This window comes from Klebsiella sp. D-Nf1 (assembly GCF_002810515.1).
GTDB lineage: Bacteria > Pseudomonadota > Gammaproteobacteria > Enterobacterales > Enterobacteriaceae > Klebsiella > Klebsiella variicola.
In genome coordinates, this window is sequence record NZ_PIOK01000001.1 from 540,711 (window position 1) to 559,650 (window position 18,940).

Below are 18,940 nucleotides of genomic sequence, written 5' to 3' on the forward strand. Positions count from 1 at the left end.
TTATTGAAAAGGGAGAAACAACCATGCTGGCCGATATTAAATATTGGGAAAACGATGCCCAGAATAAACATTACGCGATTGCCCACTTTAATGTTTGGAATGCGGAAATGTTAATGGGGGTCATTGATGCGGCAGAAGAGTCTAAATCGCCGGTAATTATCTCTTTCGGTACCGGTTTTGTGGGTAATACCTCGTTTGAAGATTTTTCGCATATGATGGTGTCGATGGCTAAAAAAGCCTCTATACCGGTTATTACCCATTGGGATCACGGGCGTAGCATGGAGATTATCCACAACGCCTGGGTCCATGGTATGAATTCGCTGATGCGCGATGCCTCCGCCTTTGATTTCGAAGAAAATATTCGCCTGACTAAAGAAGCGGTAGACTTCTTCCACCCGCTGGGCATTCCGGTTGAAGCGGAGCTGGGGCACGTGGGGAATGAAACGGTTTATGAAGAAGCGCTGGCGGGCTACCACTATACCGACCCGAGCCAGGCGGCGGAATTTGTCGAGCGTACCGGCTGCGATTCTTTGGCGGTGGCAATTGGTAACCAGCATGGGGTTTATACCTCAGAACCCAAACTGAATTTTGAGGTGGTTAAACGCGTACGCGAGGCGGTATCCGTTCCGCTGGTGCTGCACGGCGCGTCCGGTATTAGCGATGCGGATATCAAAAAAGCTATTTCATTAGGCATTTCGAAAATCAATATCCATACCGAACTGTGTCAGGCGGCAATGGCGGCGGTGCAGGAGAATCAGAATCAGCCTTTCCTGCACGTTGAGCGCGAGGTCCGCAAAGCGGTTAAAGTGCGCGCTCTGGAGAAAATCAAACTGTTTGGCTCTGACGGTAAAGCGGAATGACAATATGGAGAATATCAAGGTTATTTGTATCGGGGCAGCTATTGTTGATATTCCCCTTCAACCGGTGAGTAAAAATATCTTTGATGTTGACTCTTACCCATTAGAACGCATTGCCATGACCACGGGAGGGGATGCGATTAATGAAGCGACAATTATTTCTCGTCTCGGTCATCGCACGGCGTTAATTAGCCGCGTGGGCGATGACGCGCCAGGACATTTTATTGTCGAACACTGTCGGCGGGAGAATATTGATATTCAGAGCCTGAAGCAGGATGCTGATATTGATACTTCCATTAATGTGGGTTTAGTCACCGCCGATGGTGAACGCACTTTTGTCACCAATCGTAACGGCAGCCTGTGGAAACTAAATATTAACGATGTTGATTTAGACCGCTTCTCGCAGGCAAAGGTGCTGTCGCTGGCGAGTATTTTTAATAGCCCGCTGCTCGATGGCAAAGCGTTAACGGAGATTTTTACGCAGGCGAAAGCGCATCGGTTAATTATTTGCGCCGATATGATTAAGCCCCGCCTTAACGAAACGCTGGAAGATATTCGCCATGCGCTGAGCTACGTGGATTATCTGTTTCCCAACTTTGAAGAGGCGAGACTTCTCACCGGGAAAGAGACGCTGGATGAAATTGCCGACAGCTTCCTCGGCTGCGGCGTGAAAACGGTAGTGATCAAGACCGGCAAGAGAGGCTGCTTTATCAAGCGTGCCGATATGAAAATGGAGGTCCCTGCGGTGTCGGGAATTACTGCCATCGACACCATCGGCGCGGGGGATAATTTTGCCTCGGGATTTATCTCCGCGCTGCTTGAAGGCAAGCCGCTGCGCGAGTGCGCGTTGTTTGCTAACGCAACGGCCGCAATATCGGTACTGAGCGTGGGCGCCACAACGGGCGTGAAAAACAGAAAGCTGGTTGAACAACTTCTCGACGAATACGAAGGGTAATAGCGGCAGATGAAAATGATTCCTTTAGGCAGTACGGATATTAAACTTTCCCGCATGGGATTAGGGACATGGGCTATTGGCGGCGGTCCGGCATGGAACGGCGATCTCGATTTGCAGGTTTGCATCGATACCATTGTCGAGGCGCATCGCTGCGGCATTAATCTGATTGATACCGCGCCGGGATACAACTTTGGCAACAGTGAAGTGATTGTCGGGCAGGCGCTGAAAAAGCTGCCGCGTAACGATATCGTTGTCGAAACCAAATGTGGCATCGTTTGGGAGCGGACGGGCAGCCTGTTTAACAAAGTTGGCGATCGTCAGCTGTACAAAAATCTCACGCCCGAGTCGATTCGCGAAGAGGTGGAAGCCAGCCTGCAAAGGCTGAGTATCGACACCATTGATATCTATATGACCCACTGGCAGTCCGTAGAGCCCTGTTTTACGCCGATTGCGGAAACCGTAGATGCGCTGAACGCACTGAAAAAAGAGGGGAAAATTCGTTCTATCGGTGCGGCGAACGTCGATGCCGGGCATATCAGAGAGTATCTCAAACACGGTGAGCTGGATATCATCCAGGCCAAGTACAGCATCCTTGACCGGGCGCTGGAAGGTGAACTGCTGCCGTTATGCCAGCAGAATGGCATCATTGTGCAGGTCTATTCACCGCTTGAGCAGGGGCTGTTGACTGGCACTATCGGCCGGGATTATGTTCCCGGCGGCGCGCGAGCTAACAAAGTCTGGTTCCAGCGGGAAAATATGCTGCGGGTGATTGATATGCTCGAGGAGTGGCGGCCGCTGTGTGCAAAATACCACTGCACGATCCCCGCGCTGGCGCTGGCGTGGATTTTAAAGCAGAGCGACTTAATCACCTTGCTGAGTGGCGCAACGTCACCAGCGCAAGTTCGCGAGAATATTGATGCATTAACTATCGCCTTGACTGATGAGGATTCACTATTAATGCGTGAAATGGCAGTAGCGCTGGATACGAAGTAACGGGAGAACGGCCTGGCCTCTGTTTCTGTGTAATAGAGTATTAAAATCTGTGATTCAGACAGGTTCTTTTGAAAATAAACATAGCCTGTGAGATACTACGGTCTTATTATTACGTTGCAGGAAACAGAGGTATTATCGTGGCGGCAAAAGACAGGATTCAGTCCATCAAGCAAATGGTGGCTAATGATAAGAAAGTGGTGGTTTCTCATTTAAGCTCAATTTTTCAGGTCACGGAGGAAACTATTCGCCGCGATCTTGAAAAGCTCGAAGATGAAGGTTTTCTGACCCGTACGTATGGCGGTGCGGTATTAAACACCACCGCATTATCCGATAACATTCATTTTTATAAACGCGCAAAGTCTTTCTTTGAAGAGAAGCAGACTATTGCCCGTAATGCATTACCATTTATTAAGAATAAAACCACTATGGCTGCTGATTCCAGCAGTACGGCGATGGAGTTATTAAAACTGCTGAAGGAAAGAAACGATCTCACGCTGTTAACCAACTCGGCGGAAGCCTTTCACGAGCTGGCGCAGTCGGAAATTAACGTTGTTTCTACCGGCGGTGAGCTGAATAAAAATACGCTGTCGCTGCAGGGAAGAATTACTAAGGAAATTATCAGCCGTTATCACGTTGATATTATGGTAATGAGCTGTAAAGGGCTGGATATGAAGAACGGAGCGCTTGACTCCAACGAAGCAGAAGCGGAAATCAAGAAAACGATGATTCGCCAGGCGACGGAAGTGGCGCTGTTGGTCGATCACTCTAAGTTCGATCGTAAAGCTTTTGTCCAGTTGGTGGATTTTAGCCATATTAATTACCTTATAACCAATAAGGCGCCAGGTGCGGAATGGATAGCATTTTGTAAAGAGAATAATATACAACTTGTTTATTAACTTTATTGCTGTTCAGATTAATATTATTTTAGTTTGCACCTGGGTAATGCCATAAAATTTAATGATGATGGATGGCGCGGCAAAAGTGACTCTGCCGCTGTCGCCATATTTTATATTTTAGCTGAAATTGAGGCATCCAGATGGAACAATGTGACCCTATCGGCGCAAGATTAGACCGCTTACCTTTATCGCGATTTCATTTTCGTATTTTTGGCATCATCAGTTTTAGTTTATTAATCACCGGTTTTCTCAGCTATTCTGGCAATGTGGTACTGGCAAAGTTAGTCAGCAACGGCTGGTCAAATAATTACCTCAATGCGGCATTTACCTCAGCGCTGAAGTTTGGCTATTTTATAGGTTCGCTAACCGGCGGTTTTATAGGCGATTATCTCGGGCGACGTAAGGCATTTCGCCTGAATTTGCTGATCGTCGGGATTTCGGCCTGTGCGGCAACCTTTGCGCCCAACATGTACTGGCTTATCTTTTGCCGCTGTCTGATGGGCTGCGGAATGGGGGCGTTGATAATGATAGGTTATGCTTCATTTACCGAGTTTATTCCACCCGCAGTGCGCGGAAAATGGTCCGCCCGGCTCTCTTTTGTCGGTAACTGGTCGCCCATGCTATCGGCGGTAATTGGCATAGTGGTGATTGCTTTTTTAAGCTGGCGGATAATGTTTCTGCTCGGCGGCGTGGCTATGCTGCTTGCCTGGTATCTGTCGGGAAGATATTTTATTGAGTCTCCGCGCTGGCTGGCGGGTAAAGGGCAGCGAAGCGCGGCTGAAAAGCATCTCCAGCAGGTAGAGTCGCAAATCGAGAAAGAGAAAAACATCATCTTACCGGCCTGGCAAAGCGCGGAACATACGGCGGAGGTGGGTGTGGAAAGCGGCTCTTTCTGGTTGTTGTTTAAAGGCCACATGCTGCGGCGAACGCTGGTGGCAATTACGGTGCTCATCGCGATGAACATTTCGCTCTATACTATTACGGTGTGGATCCCGACAATTTTTGTTAATTCGGGGATCGACGTGACAAAGTCAATCTTGATGACCGCGATTATTATGATTGGCGCGCCAGTGGGTATATTTATTGCCGCACTGATTATCGACCGTTTTCCGCGGCGATTGTTTGGCTCATCGTTGCTGATTATTATTGCGGTTCTCGGCTACGTCTATTCGATTCAAACCGCAGAGTGGGCCATCTTAAGCTATGGCCTGGTGATGATTTTTTTCCTGTATATGTACGTCTGCTTTGCCTCGGCGGTGTACGTGCCTGAGTTGTGGCCAACGCATCTCCGGTTGCGCGGTTCAGGCTTTGTCAACGCGGTAGGGCGGATTGTCGCCGTCTTTACCCCCTACGGTGTCGCGGTCCTGTTGACCCGCTACGGGGCGATTACGGTTTTTATGGTGCTCGGGGTAATGCTGGTGCTCTGCGCGCTAATCCTGTTCTGCTTTGGCATCGAAACGCGCAAGATTTCGCTGGAGGAGATTTCAACGCTGGCCTGAAAAATGCGCCGACAGGGAGAATGCCTGTCGGCAAAGGTTACGCGTGAGATTCCCGCCAGTCATCGAGGGTATACAGCGTGGCGCCCGCGGCGGCCATCTCCATAAACGCCTGGCTGCTGTCCTGCGGCTGCAGGTTAACGCCGCGACAGCCGTCGATGATGACATTGACCGTATAGCCCAGCGCCAGGGCATCCAGCACGGTGAATTTGACGCAGTAATCGGTGGCGAGGCCGAGCACGGTCAGTTCCACGATGCCCTGGCCGCGCAGCCAGCCGTCCAGTTCAGTTTTCTGCCGGTGACCGTTGTCAAAAAAAGCGCTGTAGCTGTCAATGACCCGGTTTTGCCCTTTGTGGAACACGGCGTTGATCGCCTGCTGTTTGAGCAGCGGATGCAGCGCCGCGCCTTCGCTGTACTGCACGCAGTGATCCGGCCAGAAGGTCTGCGCCAGGCCATCGAGTTCGCCCTGGGTGTAGGATGCCACCTGGTGCTGGCTGGCAAAGCTGCCATGATCCGCCGGGTGCCAGTCCTGGCTGGCGACGATCGGCTCGCCGCGCGCCAGGCTCCAGTCGATAAGCGCATTAGCCACCTCAACGGTACTGTCGCCTTCAGGAACCGCCAGCGCGCCGCCGGCGCAAAAGTCGTTCTGCAAATCAACCAGTAACAGTGCTCGATGTGCCATACGTCCTCCTTAAGCCTCGTCGGGGGTGAGTTCGCCACGCAGATTTTGCTGCATCGCCGCGCGAATGGCGTCAACATCCAGCTGCTGGCTAAGCAGATAGTGTAGCTTGGTCAGCGTCGCTTCCACCGTCATATCGAAACCACTGATGACCCCCGCCTGGGCGAGGGCGTTGCCGGTGGCATAGCCGCCCATGTTCACTTTCCCGGACATGCACTGCGTCAGATTGACCACCACGATACCGCGCTGGCTGGCTTCCGCCAGCACCTGAATAAACTCGCCATTCTGTGGGGCATTGCCGACGCCATAGGAGCGGAGGATCAGGGCTTTCACCGGCTGGCGCAGGAAATTGCGCACCACGTCGGCGGAGATGCCGGGGTAAATCGTCACCACGCCAATCGGCTGCGGGGTGATGGGGTGCACGATAAGCTCCCCGCTGCCCTGCGGCGCCGGCGGGGTACCGAGACGGCGAATATGGATCCCGGCTTCCAGCAGCGGCGCGAGGTTTGGCGAGGCGAAAGCGTCGAAGCCGTCGGCATGGGCTTTAGTGGTGCGGTTGCCGCGAAACAGTCGATTGTTGAAGAACAGCGCCACTTCGTTAATCGGATAGTTGGCGGCGACGTAGAGGGCGTTGAGCAGGTTAATCTGACCATCAGAACGCAGCTCGGCCAGCGGGATTTGTGACCCTGTCACAATGACAGGCTTGCCAAGGTTTTCCAGCATGAACGACAGCGCCGAAGCGGTAAACGCCATGGTGTCGGTACCATGGAGGATGACAAAGCCATCATACTCATCGTAATGGCTGCGGATATCGTCGGCGATGTGCTGCCAGTCCTCGGGGGTCATATCGGATGAATCCATCAGCGGATGGTATTCATGGATCGTGAAGTCCGGCATCTCCGGACGATGGAACTCAGGCATCAGCGCCAGCTGACGCTGCAGATGGCCGGAAACGGGTACATAGCCGTGTTCAGAGCGCTGCATACCGATGGTCCCACCGGTGTAGGCAACGTAAATCGATTTTTTTTGCATAGCATCGCTTAGGTTGGTCGTAGACAGGCGCAGTATAAAGAGACGCAGGAAAAAATACAGTGTTGGCCGCTCGCTTTGTGGCGGCGCTGGCAGGTGCGGGAAAAAGGCTGCCCCGGGAGACGGGGCAGCCGCTGCGTATTAACGGATGTTGGCGCAGGTCAGGCAGAAGGCATAGCGGTTCTGCGGGTCGTTAAACGCCGCCAGCTTGTCGCTCTCCGCTTTCACCGTCTCGGCCGCCGCGGCGACCGGTGCAGGCAGCCAGGCCTGAATGGCCGCCGGCAGCGAGGCGCGTACCGAGCCGGTCAGGCTATCCAGCACCATCGAGAAGAAGGTCGGCTCTTCCTGATAGTAGTTGAGGTGCCAGGTTTTCAGCTTCGCCAGCTCGGCGGCTTTAGCCACCGCATCGTCGAAGTCGCCGAGGCTGTCGACCAGGCCGTTGGCTTTGGCATCTTCCCCGGTCCAGACGTGGCCCTGGGCAATCTGGTCGATTTTCTCCGGCGTGCTCTTACGGGCGTTAGCCACCAGGGTGATAAAGCGCTGATAGCCATTCTCAATGCTCAACTGCATCAGCTGCTGCACTTCCGGCGGCAGCGCTTTGGTACTGGAGACATCCGCCAGCGGCGACGTGGCGACGCCGTCGGTGTGGACGCCAATCGACCCGAGGGTATTTTCCACGGTGTTGATCACGCCAAAGATGCCGATGGAGCCGGTGAGGGTGCTCGGATTAGCGACGATGTAATCCGCTGGGGTGGAGATCCAGTAGCCGCCAGAGGCCGCCATGCCGCCCATCGAGACCACTACCGGTTTACCGGCGGCTTTGGCTGCCGCCAGCTCTTCACGGATAATTTCTGAGGCGGTCACGCTGCCGCCCGGGCTGTTAACGCGCAGCACGATGGCCTTAATTTTCGGGTCGAGGCGCGCATCGCGAATTTGCGCCGCCGTGGTATCGCCACCAACGTTGCCCGGGGTCTCCTCGCCATCCATGATGGCGCCGTTGGCAAAGATCACCGCAATGGCGGAACCTTCGTCAGACGGTGTCTTCACGTTGTAGTCGTAATAGCTGATCGCCCGGTAATTGTTATCCGTTTTGCTCCAGCCAAACTGTTTGGTCAGCGCCTTTTCCACTTCCGTGGAGGTCGCCAGCTCATCCACCAGCTTATTGTCCAGCGCATATTTTGCCGTATCGCCGCCCACTTTACGCAGGCCATCGATAATGCCCTGGGCGCCCGGGAAGAGCTGCTGGGCGGTGATCTGGCGGTTGGCGGCAATGGTGTTGAGATAGTTCTGCCACAGTTCGCCAATCCAGCGGCTGTCCGCCTCGCGGGCGGCAGGGGACATATCATCGCGAATGAAAGGCTCGACGGCGGATTTATAGGTGCCGACGCGGAAGACATGGGTGGAGACTTTCAGCTTATCCAGCAGCGACTTGTAGTACAGCCCATTGGTGGCGAAGCCGTGCAGGTCAACCTCGCCCTGCGGTGAGAGCCAGATTTTGTTGGCAAAGCTCGCCAGGTAGTACTGGCCCTGGCTGTAGCTGCTGCCGACGGCATAGACCGGTTTGCCGCTGTCGCGAAACTCACGCAGCGCTTTACCGATGTACTGCATGGACGGCTGATCGCCGCCGACGAAGTTTTTCAGATCCAGCACAATACCGGTGATATTGCGGTCATCTTTCGCCTGGCGAATGGTCTGCACGATATCGAACAGAGAGTTCTCCTGCAGACGGTCCGAGCTGGCGCCAAACAGCTGGCGACCAATTACGCCGAGCTTGCTGCTGGCGGACGGTTTATCCACCACCACGCCGGTAATATCCAGCAGCAGCGCGCCGCGCGCGGCATGTTCGCTGGTGGTGCTGCTGAACTGGCTCCAGATGCCGATACACACCAGCACCAGCACCAGGAAGATCGCATTGAGGGCCAGTTTGCGAATAAAGTTGAGTATCCGCCACGTCCATTTAAAAAAGCTGGCAATCAGTCGCCAAAGGGTTCGCATGTCTTCTCCCTAACGTTATCTAAAAAGGGCAGGCCGCAGGGGCCGCCGCGTCTGGCTATCCTAAAGAGTGAGCCGTCGGTTGTCAGCAGGAATCACCGACCGCGCTGTAACAAAATCCTTGTGCATGTTAATTTTATGAAAAATGACATCACAGGAGTTATACAGATGGATGCTCTCGATCTACTGCTTAATCGCCGGAGCGCTTCTCGCCTGGCGGAACCTGCCCCGGCTGGCGAACAGCTGGAAAACATTCTGCGTGCCGGGCTGCGCGCCCCGGATCATGGCACCCTGCAGCCGTGGCGCTTTTTTATTATCGCCGATGACGGCCGCGAGCGCTTCAGCCAGCTGCTGGAAAAAGGGGCCACAGAGGCCGGCCAGGATGAGAAGGGAATAGAGAAAGCCCGCAATGCGCCGTTCCGCGCGCCGCTGATCATTACCGTAGTCGCGCGCTGTGAAGACCACCCGAAGGTGCCGCGCTGGGAGCAGGAGATGTCTGCTGGCTGCGCGGTGATGGCGATGCAGATGGCGGCCCTGGCCCAGGGATTCAATGGCATCTGGCGCAGCGGAGCATTGACCGAGAGCCCGGTGGTGCGGGCCGGCTTCGCGTGCCGCGAGCAGGATAAAATTGTCGGCTTCCTCTATCTGGGGACGCCGCAGCTGAAAGCCTCAACCACCATTGCCCTGCCGGATACCGCGCCGTTTGTGACACGATTCTGAGTCGGTGCTTGTGATGCCGGGTGGCGGCTGGCGACTTATCCCCGGTGGCGCTGCCGCTTACCGGGGCTACAGCGCTGTGCGATTTGGTAGCCCGGATAAGGCGCGCCAGGCGCCGCCTCCGGGAATGCAACGGCGATGAAGTTACTTCTGCCTTTTCGCGAATTCATCCTTTGCTTTTTGCAACTGCTGCTGGAAGGCCGGATTGGTGTGCAGCGTAGCGACCACCGCGGAGCCGACGATGCGCGCCGCATCGACATCGCTCTGCCAGTGATAGCCGCAGATCACCCGGCTCTCGCCGAGCTCATAGCCGCGCTTCAAAATTTCATTTTGCCGCTGCGGGTTGATCTCCGCCAGCACCAGGGCGGTGGCCCAGCCGATAGAGGTATGCCCGGACGGGTAAGAGCCGTTTTTCGACAGCTTGTCCTGCTCGGTGGTGTTGCAGGTGGAGACGCCATAGAACGCAAACGGGCGAATGCGCATGTATTTCTCTTTCGCGCCGCGGGTCGCCAGATCGCCGGCGTCTTCAATCATATTGGTCAGCAGTTTGTGGAGCTGAGGCGCGTCTTTCTCGGTGATTGGGGAACCAAAGGCGCTGGAGAAGGCATTGGCCACGCCGCCCGCGCTGAGGTTGGCATCCTCTGCCGCCAGCTTCCCGCGCTCGGTATTGCGCAGCAGACGCCCCTGCTCATACATCGCCTGATCGTTTAAGAACGCGATACTGCCCACCGCCGGCGGCGGTGGCAACAGCGCCAGGCTGTCGATGGCCTGGGCATTGGTCAGATAGTAGAGATCGGGCTTGGTGGTGACATCGTTCCCGGCGGGAACCAGAGCAAAGGCGTTAACGGAGAAGAAACTGGCCAGGCAAAGGGCAAGAACACGCTTTTTCATTAGAATTTCCTTACGTCATAATCAGTCCAGAGAAGACAGTCCTGTGTTGTCACATTTCTGTCATCTTTAAGTAAAAGTGAAAATGGTCGGGAAAAAATTGTCGCATCTCGCAAAAACGGCTTTTTGTCTGCTTAATGAGCAACCATACGCGATTTCAGACTGTCGTACTTACCACCCTGGCGTTTGGGCGCTAACATAGCGGGATTGCAATGACAGGAGATGTCCATGAGCGAGCAAGCCATTCGTTTAACGCAATACAGCCACGGAGCCGGTTGTGGTTGTAAAATTTCCCCGAAGGTGCTGGAAACCATCCTGCATAGCGAGCAGGCGAAGTTTGTCGATCCGAACCTGCTTGTCGGCAACGAAACCAGCGACGATGCCGCCGTCTATGATCTTGGTAACGGCACGTCAATCGTTAGCACCACCGATTTCTTTATGCCGATTGTCGATAATCCGTTCGACTTTGGCCGCATCGCCGCCACCAACGCCATCAGCGATATTTTCGCCATGGGCGGGAAACCGATTATGGCGATTGCCATCCTTGGCTGGCCGATCAACACCCTGGCGCCGGAAATTGCCCGTGAAGTGGTGGAGGGCGGGCGCTTTGCCTGCCAGCAGGCCGGGATCGCGCTGGCGGGCGGCCATTCCATTGACGCTCCGGAGCCGATCTTCGGTCTGGCGGTCACCGGCGTGGTGCCCACCGAGCGCATCAAGAAAAACAGCACTGCGCAGGCGGGCTGCAAACTGTATCTCACCAAACCGCTGGGGATCGGTGTGCTGACCACCGCGGAGAAAAAATCGCTGCTCAAGCCAGAGCATCAGGGACTGGCGACGGAAACCATGTGCCAGATGAACCTCGCCGGCGCCGCGTTTGCCGCCATCGACGGAGTGAAGGCGATGACCGACGTCACCGGCTTTGGCCTGCTCGGCCATCTCAGCGAGGTGTGCCGCGGGGCCGGCGTGCAGGCGCAACTGCGCTATGCCGATATCCCAAAACTGCCGGGGGTGGAAGGCTATATTGCCGCCGGCGCGGTGCCGGGCGGCACCGGGCGCAACTTTGCCAGCTACGGCCATCTGATGGGCGAGATGCCGGCGGAGTGGCGTGACCTGCTGTGCGATCCGCAGACCTCTGGCGGCCTGCTGCTGGCGGTAACCCCGGAAGCGGAGGCGGAAGTACAGGCGGCCGCGGCGGAGTTCGGCATTAAGCTGGCCGCCATCGGCGAGCTGGTCACCGCCCGCGGCGGACGACCCATGATCGAGATCCGTTGATTCGATGCGGTTGTTTATTGCAGAAAAACCGAGTCTCGGTCGGGCTATCGCCGATGTGTTGCCTAAACCGCACCGCAAAGGCGATGGCTATATTGAGTGCGGCAACGGGCAGGTGGTCACCTGGTGTATCGGCCACCTGCTGGAACAGGCGCAGCCGGACGTCTATGACAGCCGCTATGCCCGCTGGAATCTCACCGACCTGCCGATTGTGCCGGAGAAATGGCAGCTACAGCCCAAACCCTCGGTCACCAAACAGCTCAATGTGATCAAGCGCTTGCTCGGCGACGCCGAGCAAGTTATCCATGCCGGCGACCCGGACAGAGAAGGGCAGTTGCTGGTAGACGAAGTGCTCGATTACCTGCAGCTGGCGCCGGAGAAGCGTCAGCAGGTGCAGCGCTGTCTGATTAACGATCTCAATCCGCAGGCGGTGGAGCGGGCGATCAACCGCCTGCGCGCCAACAGCGAGTTCGTGCCGCTCTGCGTGTCGGCGCTGGCGCGGGCGCGCGCCGACTGGCTGTACGGCATCAATATGACCCGGGCCTACACCCTGCTGGGGCGTAACGCCGGCTATCAGGGGGTGCTCTCCGTAGGGCGGGTGCAGACCCCGGTACTTGGCCTGGTGGTACGCCGCGATGAAGAGATTGAAAACTTCGTCGCCAAAGATTTCTTCGACGTGAAGGCGCATATCGTCACGCCGCAGGAAGAGCGCTTTGTCGCCACCTGGGTGCCGAGCGAAGCCTGCGAACCTTACCAGGATGAAGAAGGGCGTCTGCTGCATCGTCCGCTGGCCGAGCACGTGGTTAAACGTATCGAAGGCCAGCCGGCGCTGGTGACCGCCTATAACGATAAGCGCGATTCCGAACCCGCACCGCTGCCGTTCTCGCTGTCGGCGCTGCAGATTGAGGCGGCCAAACGTTTCGGCTTCAGCGCGCAGAACGTGCTGGATATCTGCCAGAAGCTGTACGAAACCCATAAGCTCATTACCTACCCGCGTTCGGACAGCCGCTACCTGCCGGAAGAGCACTTCGCCGGCCGCCATGCGGTGCTGAATGCGATTGCTGTCCATGCGGCGGACCTGCTGCCGCAGCCAGTGATGGATCCGGAGATCCGCAACCGCTGCTGGGATGATAAAAAGGTCGATGCGCACCATGCGATTATCCCGACCGCCCGCAGCAGCCAGGTCAAGCTCACCGATAACGAAGCGAAGGTTTACCACCTGATCGCCCGGCAGTATCTGATGCAGTTCTGCCCGGACGCGGTGTTCCGCAAATGCCAGATTGACCTCGAGATCGCCAACGGCAAGTTTGTCGCCAAGGCGCGTTTTCTGGCAGAGGCTGGCTGGCGGACGCTGCTGGGCAGCAAAGAGCGCGATGAAGAGAACGACGGCACGCCGCTGCCGGTGGTGGCCAAAGACGATGAACTGCTGTGTGAGAAGGGCGAAGTGGTGGAGCGTCAGACGCAGCCGCCGCGCCACTTTACCGACGCCACGCTGCTGTCGGCGATGACCGGGATTGCCCGTTTCGTGCAGGATAAAGATCTGAAGAAGATCCTCCGCGCCACCGACGGTCTCGGCACAGAAGCGACCCGCGCCGGGATTATCGAGCTGCTGTTCAAGCGTGGTTTCCTGACCAAAAAGGGGCGTTATATCCACTCATCGGACGCTGGCCGGGCGCTGATTCACTCCCTGCCGGAGATGGCCGCGCGCCCGGATATGACCGCCCATTGGGAATCGGTCCTGACGCAGATCAGCGAAAAGCAGTGCCGCTATCAGGACTTTATGCAGCCGCTGGTGGGGACGCTGTTCCAGCTGATCGATCAGGCGCGGAGCACGCCAGTGCGTCAGTTCCGCGGCCTGGCCGCGCCAGCCGGGGCGAAAAAATCGTTCACTAAAGGTAAAGGCAAGCCGAAAGGGAAAAAAGCAGCAGACGATGCTGCGCCGCCGCCGCAGTAACCCGCCGGTGGTCGCGAGGATGTAAATCCCCGCGGCCACCGCTTCTCCGCCAGCCAGGTCAATGGTCTACACTAAACAGCCGGGCAGGGCTTGACGACTTTTCCCCCTGAATGCGTCTTCGCGCTTCCCGATATTGTTGCTCATTTCTCTCACCGGCGATAAGGAGGACCCGTGAAATATATCGCTATTAGCCAACCGGGCGGCCCGGAGGTATTGCAGATCCGCGAAGGAGAAATCCCTGCTATTGGGGAGAATGAGGTGCTCATTGCGGTGAAGGCCGCCGGCGTCAACCGGCCGGATATCCTGCAGCGCCAGGGGCTGTACCCTATGCCCACGGGCGTCACTCCCGTACCTGGCCTGGAGGTGGCGGGCGTAGTCGTTGAGGTCGGCGCGCTGGTCACAGCGTTTACGCCCGGCGATCGCGTTTGTGCGCTAACCAACGGTGGCGGCTATGCCGAATACTGCGCCGTGCCGGCAGGCCAGACGCTGCCGATCCCGGCGGGTCTGAGCTTTACCGAAGCGGCCGCCATTCCGGAAACGTTCTTCACCGTCTGGGCGAACGTATTCCAGCTGGGTAAGCTGCAGCCTGGCGAAAGCATCCTGATCCACGGCGGCGCCAGCGGGATTGGCACCACCGCGGTCCTGCTGTGCCACGCGCTGGGGATGACCGTCTATGCCACCGTCGGCCAGGACGAAAAAATCGCTGCCCTCCGTCCCTATGCTACGGCGATTAACTACAAAACCGATGATTTTGCGGAGAAAATCGGCCAGCTGACCTATGATGAAGGCGTGGATGTCATTCTGGATATCGTTGGCGGCCCTTACTTTAACCGCAACCTTGGGCTACTGAAAAAGGATGGACGGCTGGTGATCATCGGCTTTATGGGCGGACGAATCGCTCATGAGGTTGATATTCAGACCCTGATGCTCAAGCGAGCCACCGTCACCGGCTCAACCATGCGCGGCCGGACGGCGGCGGAGAAACAGGAGATTGCCGAGGCGCTGCGGCGCCACGTCTGGCCGCTGCTTGAGGCAGGGAAATGCAAGCCGATGATCTACGCCAGCTATCCGATGGCGGAGGTTGCCGAGGCCCATGCCTGTCTGGACAGTGGTCAGCATCTGGGGAAAGTGGTGATCACGATGACGTCGTGAGACGCATCCCGGCGGGCAGCCGCCGGGATGGAGTCAGGGGAGGTTAAATCACGCCCTGGGCCAGCATGGCATCCGCGACCTTCACGAAACCGGCGATATTCGCGCCGCGCACGTAGTTGGTCTGCTTCGCTTCGCCGCCGTACTGCACGCAAGCGTGGTGGATATCCAGCATGATGTGATGCAGACGGGCATCCACTTTTTCCGCTTTCCAGCCCATGCGCGCGGCGTTCTGCGCCATCTCCAGACCGGAAGTCGCCACGCCGCCGGCGTTGGCCGCTTTGCCCGGGGCAAACAGCACGCCAGCTTCCAGGAACAGGTCGGTTGCGGCGATGGTGGTCGGCATGTTGGCGCCTTCCGCCACGGCCTTGACGCCATTGGCAATCAGCTGGCGGGCGGCATCGACGTCCAGTTCATTCTGGGTCGCGCAAGGCAGGGCGATATCCACCGGCACTGACCACGGCTGCTGGCCTTCAAGATAGGTGAGGCCAAATTCGCGGGCGTAGTCGGCCACGCGGCCATGGGCACGCTCTTTAATGTCGATCAGGCGGGCCAGTTTTTCTTTGGTGAAGCCCGCTTCGTCAACGACGGTGCCGTTGGAGTCGGAGGCCGTGACCACCCGCGCGCCAAGCTCCATCGCTTTCTCAATGGCGTATTGCGCGACGTTGCCGGAGCCGGAAACCGCCACGCGAGCGCCTTCGAAGCCGAGGCCGTGACGTTTGAGCATCGCTTCGGTGAAGTAGATCAGACCGTAACCGGTGGCTTCCGGACGGATCAGGCTGCCGCCAAAGGAGAGGCCTTTACCGGTGAAGACGCAGGCGCTGTTGTTGGAGAGCTTGCGCATCATCCCGGCCATAAAGCCGACCTCGCGGCCGCCGACGCCGATATCGCCCGCCGGTACGTCGGTATCCGGGCCAAGGTGGCGATAGAGCTCGGTCATCAGCGCCTGGCAGAAGCGCATCACTTCGCCATCGCTCTTGCCTTTAGGATCGAAATCGCTGCCGCCTTTCCCACCGCCCATCGGCAGGGTGGTCAGGGCGTTTTTGAAGGTCTGCTCGAAGCCAAGGAATTTGAGAATCGACAGGTTAACCGACGGGTGGAAACGCATCCCGCCTTTATACGGGCCGATGGCCGAGTTGAACTGCACACGCCATGCGCGGTTGACCTGGACCTGATTGCGGTCATCAACCCACACTACGCGGAACTGGATCACGCGCTCCGGTTCCACCAGACGTTCCAGCAAAGCAAGCTGACGATAGCGCGGATTTTCCTCAAGGAAAGGCCACAGGGTGGTCATCACCTCCCGGACGGCTTGAGCAAATTCGGTTTGATGAGGATCGCGCTGTTGAACGCGGGTGAGAAAGCCTTCCAGAGTGCACGTCTGATCCATAGATATAAGGTCCCCTTATGGTTGTGGTTGCATGTATTTATTATGATTCGGTCCTTGAAAAAACCGATTTTCCGACTATAACACCGCTAATCCTTAGGCAAGCAAGGAAAAATTAAGCCGACAACAAAATTTATAATTGGCCGCCCGTCATAACTAAAAGCGATGACGAGGCGGCGGGCGGATCAGCGGACGGAAAGGGTGGGACGCTGGGCAATAAAGGCGTGCAGTAGAGGGATATCGGCCGGGGCGAGATCGAGGGCCAGCGCTTCTGTGGGAAGGCACCAGCGCAGCTGACTATGATAGTGGGCCAGCGGTATGCCCTGAAAGTGCGGCACCCACCAGGCGTGCAAATGGATCTGGCGACCGGAGACTTCCCGCTGATGGCTGGCGATATAGCATGTCGGGTGGGCGATGATGCCCATCTCCTCCTGTAGCTCGCGGGCCAGCGCCTGCGGCTGGCTTTCACCAGGCTCCACTTTGCCGCCAGCGAACTCCCACATCCCCGGCTGGTCGGCGTGGGGTGGACGCTGCGCCAGCAAAATCTTGCCATCCTGTTCAATAATGGCCGCGACAACATCAATCATTTTTAGCATAAGCATCAACGTTAATAGGACGAATCTGGCCTATTATCACCGCCATAGACCTTGACTGACAACCGCCAACCCTGCTGGAGACCTCCGTGCTTGATAGCCACCTGCATCCGCGCCTCAAACCCCTGCTTAACGCTGTCGCCGGCGCGCTTGACCGCCCGGGTATTTCACCGGACGGGCTGACGCTGCTCGGTTTTGCCATCGGTGTGCTGGCTCTGCCATTTCTGGCACTGGGGTGGTATAGCGCGGCGCTGGTCGCTATTCTCCTCAACCGCCTGCTGGATGGTCTGGACGGCGCTCTGGCGCGGCGGCGCGGGCTCACGGACGCGGGGGGCTTTCTCGATATCGCACTGGATTTTCTCTTCTACGCCCTGGTGCCGTTCGGCTTTATTCTGGCAGATCCGCTGAACAATGCCCTGGCGGGGGCCTGGCTGCTGTTTGCCTTTATCGGCACCGGCAGCAGCTTTCTCGCCTTTGCCGCACTGGCGGCCAGGCATCAGATCGCCAATCCCGGCTACGCCCATAAATCGCTGTACTATCTTGGGGGCCTGACGGAGGGGACGGAGACCATCCTGTTGTTTGTCCTCGGCTGCCTGTTTCCGGCGCATTTCGCCTGGCTGGCGTGGCTGTTTGGCGCGCTGTGCTGGCTGACGACGGCGACGCGCATCTGCAGTGGCTACCAGACCTTAAAGCGGGTGACGACCACAGCGTAAACGGGGTATCGCGCGTCGCCGACAAAGGGCGACGCGCTGAGGCGGGGCGAGTTACTGACTGCTTTCCGGGCCACGCTCTCCGCGGGCGACCGGATTGTGCGGGTTGCTGCTCCATTCGTACCAGCCGCCGTCGTACACCGCGACGTGCGGCCAGCCCATGGCGCGGGCATACATAAAGGTTTCCGAGGCCCGCCAGCCGGTCCCGCAATAGAACGCCACTTGCTGGCTCGGCAGGATGTTCCACTGGCGCCAGAGGGCAGCGATATCGTCGGCGCTGCGCATGGTGCCGTCCGGGTTATGGAAATCCTCCATGTGCGTGGAGTCGCTCCCGGCGTGGCCCCAGCGGGCGCCAGCGATGTCACCCTTCGGCTTGATATAGCTGTAGCCGCTGGTGGTGCCGATAAACTCCGGCCACGAGCGGACGCTAACCAGCGAGGCGTCCTGACGATGCAGCAGCCCGCGGGCTTGTTCGGTATCCAGCATCAGCTGCGGCTGGCCGGGGATCGGCGCGCCGAAGTCTGGCGCCGGTTGCTGCGTCGGCGGCATGCCGCGCTCGACCGGCAGCCCGGCGTCGGACCAGGTCTGCCAGCCGCCGTCAAGCAGGCGCACGTCTTTGACCCCGGCATACAGCATGATCTGCGCCACCCGCGCTGCGGCGTAGACGTCGCGACCGTAGAGGATCACCGTGGTGTCATGCCGGATGCCGTGCTTTGCCAGCATCGCCTTCAGCTGTGCATCTGACACTTTGTTCCACAGCGGCTCGCTTTCCACCTCATTGGTATCGATATAGCCCGCGCCAGGGATATGGCTCAGCAGATAGAGTTTCGGCGCTCCCCACGCGGCTTCAAACACTTTCCAGTCGCCGGCCGGGGCGGCGGCTACGCTTTTTCCCTGCTGCAAGTCGTGCAGCCACTGCGGGTAGACCAGCTGTTCAAAGTGCGGCAGCTTTTGCAGACGGTCAGTCTGACTCAGGGCATCGCTCAGCGTGCTGAGCCGGGTGAAGCCCGCTTGTTTCAGCCGTGCCGCCACGCTGGCGTTATCCTCCGGACTGCCGTACAGCGCGACGGGGGTATCCGGCTGGAGCTGGTGCTGCTTAGCCCAGGCGCGGAGCTGATCGTCGCTCATGGCGCCGAGCCAGCGGGCGGAAAGATTCAGGGCCTGCGGCTCATGACCTTCGGGGCCGTTGGCGCGCTGCGGCCAGCCGTTGTAATAAGCGCTCAGCCGGGTATCGATGGCCACGCCGTGCTGCTGTTGCAGATGAGATAAGGTGAGCGCTGGCATGGTTTCAGCGGCGCAGGTGGTGGAAGCAGCAAGCCCCATGAGCAGGGCGAGTGCGGTCAATTGAGAAACACGTTTCATCGAAATGCCCGACG

General features: G+C 57.6%; 17 protein-coding genes. 10 read left to right on the forward strand and 7 right to left on the reverse strand.

Annotated elements, in window-relative coordinates:
* The first annotated feature begins 23 nt into the window (after positions 1–23).
* The 5 genes from CWM54_RS02625 (at position 24) to CWM54_RS02645 (ending at position 5,200) form a co-directional block, all read left to right on the forward strand.
* Positions 24–860 carry a ketose-bisphosphate aldolase gene (locus CWM54_RS02625; protein ID WP_100695859.1) on the forward strand — a complete coding sequence of 279 codons (837 nt, stop codon included), beginning with the start codon at positions 24–26 and terminating at the stop codon, positions 858–860.
* Positions 861–864: 4 nt separating this feature from the next.
* Entirely contained in the window at positions 865–1,812 is a 948-nt protein-coding gene (locus CWM54_RS02630; protein ID WP_100695861.1) for a sugar kinase, read from the forward strand.
* Positions 1,813–1,821: 9 nt separating this feature from the next.
* Complete coding sequence (locus CWM54_RS02635) at positions 1,822–2,805, forward strand: aldo/keto reductase (protein ID WP_100695863.1); 984 nt, start codon at positions 1,822–1,824, stop codon at positions 2,803–2,805.
* Between the two features lie 137 nt (positions 2,806–2,942).
* Positions 2,943–3,701, forward strand: a complete 759-nt coding sequence (locus tag CWM54_RS02640; RefSeq protein WP_100695865.1) for a DeoR/GlpR family DNA-binding transcription regulator — start codon at positions 2,943–2,945, stop codon at positions 3,699–3,701.
* 140 nt (positions 3,702–3,841) lie between these two features.
* Positions 3,842–5,200: an MFS transporter gene (locus CWM54_RS02645; RefSeq protein ID WP_100695867.1), complete on the forward strand. Its 1,359-nt coding sequence runs from the start codon at positions 3,842–3,844 to the stop codon at positions 5,198–5,200.
* Between the two features lie 37 nt (positions 5,201–5,237).
* On the opposite strand, the gene pncA is transcribed toward CWM54_RS02645, so the two are convergent.
* The 3 genes from pncA to sppA form a co-directional block, all read right to left on the reverse strand.
* The gene (gene pncA / locus CWM54_RS02650; RefSeq protein ID WP_100695869.1) at positions 5,238–5,879 is read right to left on the reverse strand and encodes a bifunctional nicotinamidase/pyrazinamidase; all 642 of its coding nucleotides are present in this window, start codon (positions 5,877–5,879) and stop codon (positions 5,238–5,240) included.
* Positions 5,880–5,888: 9 nt separating this feature from the next.
* Positions 5,889–6,908, reverse strand: coding sequence for an asparaginase (gene ansA / locus CWM54_RS02655; protein ID WP_061154945.1), 1,020 nt, complete (start codon positions 6,906–6,908; stop codon positions 5,889–5,891).
* 138 nt (positions 6,909–7,046) lie between these two features.
* The gene (gene sppA, locus CWM54_RS02660; protein ID WP_061154944.1) at positions 7,047–8,900 is read right to left on the reverse strand and encodes a signal peptide peptidase SppA; all 1,854 of its coding nucleotides are present in this window, start codon (positions 8,898–8,900) and stop codon (positions 7,047–7,049) included.
* A 165-nt stretch (positions 8,901–9,065) separates the two neighbouring features.
* On the opposite strand from sppA, the gene CWM54_RS02665 reads away from it, so the two are divergent.
* On the forward strand, positions 9,066–9,617 hold the full coding sequence (locus CWM54_RS02665) for an NAD(P)H nitroreductase (RefSeq protein WP_008807622.1): 552 nt from the start codon (positions 9,066–9,068) through the stop codon (positions 9,615–9,617).
* Between the two features lie 141 nt (positions 9,618–9,758).
* Here the strand turns inward: CWM54_RS02665 and phoC are convergent, their stop codons facing one another.
* Positions 9,759–10,505 carry an acid phosphatase PhoC gene (gene phoC, locus CWM54_RS02670; RefSeq protein ID WP_100679979.1) on the reverse strand — a complete coding sequence of 249 codons (747 nt, stop codon included), beginning with the start codon at positions 10,503–10,505 and terminating at the stop codon, positions 9,759–9,761.
* Between the two features lie 225 nt (positions 10,506–10,730).
* Here phoC and selD point away from each other — a divergent pair, with 225 nt between their 5' ends.
* From selD to CWM54_RS02685, 3 genes are all read left to right on the forward strand, one after another.
* Positions 10,731–11,774, forward strand: coding sequence for a selenide, water dikinase SelD (gene selD, locus CWM54_RS02675; protein ID WP_012542093.1), 1,044 nt, complete (start codon positions 10,731–10,733; stop codon positions 11,772–11,774).
* Between the two features lie 4 nt (positions 11,775–11,778).
* Entirely contained in the window at positions 11,779–13,725 is a 1,947-nt protein-coding gene (locus tag CWM54_RS29045) for a DNA topoisomerase III (RefSeq protein WP_074386158.1), read from the forward strand.
* A gap of 171 nt (positions 13,726–13,896) precedes the next feature.
* Entirely contained in the window at positions 13,897–14,877 is a 981-nt protein-coding gene (locus CWM54_RS02685) for an NAD(P)H-quinone oxidoreductase (protein ID WP_100679980.1), read from the forward strand.
* 43 nt (positions 14,878–14,920) lie between these two features.
* Here the strand turns inward: CWM54_RS02685 and gdhA are convergent, their stop codons facing one another.
* Complete coding sequence (gene gdhA, locus CWM54_RS02690; protein ID WP_004176526.1) at positions 14,921–16,264, reverse strand: NADP-specific glutamate dehydrogenase; 1,344 nt, start codon at positions 16,262–16,264, stop codon at positions 14,921–14,923.
* A 182-nt stretch (positions 16,265–16,446) separates the two neighbouring features.
* A complete protein-coding gene (locus CWM54_RS02695; protein ID WP_100696884.1) occupies positions 16,447–16,857 on the reverse strand; it encodes a pyrimidine (deoxy)nucleoside triphosphate diphosphatase in 411 nt (136 codons plus the stop codon).
* An 86-nt stretch (positions 16,858–16,943) separates the two neighbouring features.
* Between CWM54_RS02695 and CWM54_RS02700 the strand changes: the two genes are divergently transcribed.
* Complete coding sequence (locus CWM54_RS02700; protein WP_040975813.1) at positions 16,944–17,567, forward strand: CDP-alcohol phosphatidyltransferase family protein; 624 nt, start codon at positions 16,944–16,946, stop codon at positions 17,565–17,567.
* Positions 17,568–17,618: 51 nt separating this feature from the next.
* Here the strand turns inward: CWM54_RS02700 and CWM54_RS02705 are convergent, their stop codons facing one another.
* The gene (locus tag CWM54_RS02705; protein WP_100695871.1) at positions 17,619–18,926 is read right to left on the reverse strand and encodes a sulfurtransferase; all 1,308 of its coding nucleotides are present in this window, start codon (positions 18,924–18,926) and stop codon (positions 17,619–17,621) included.
* Between the last annotated feature and the right edge of the window lie 14 nt (positions 18,927–18,940).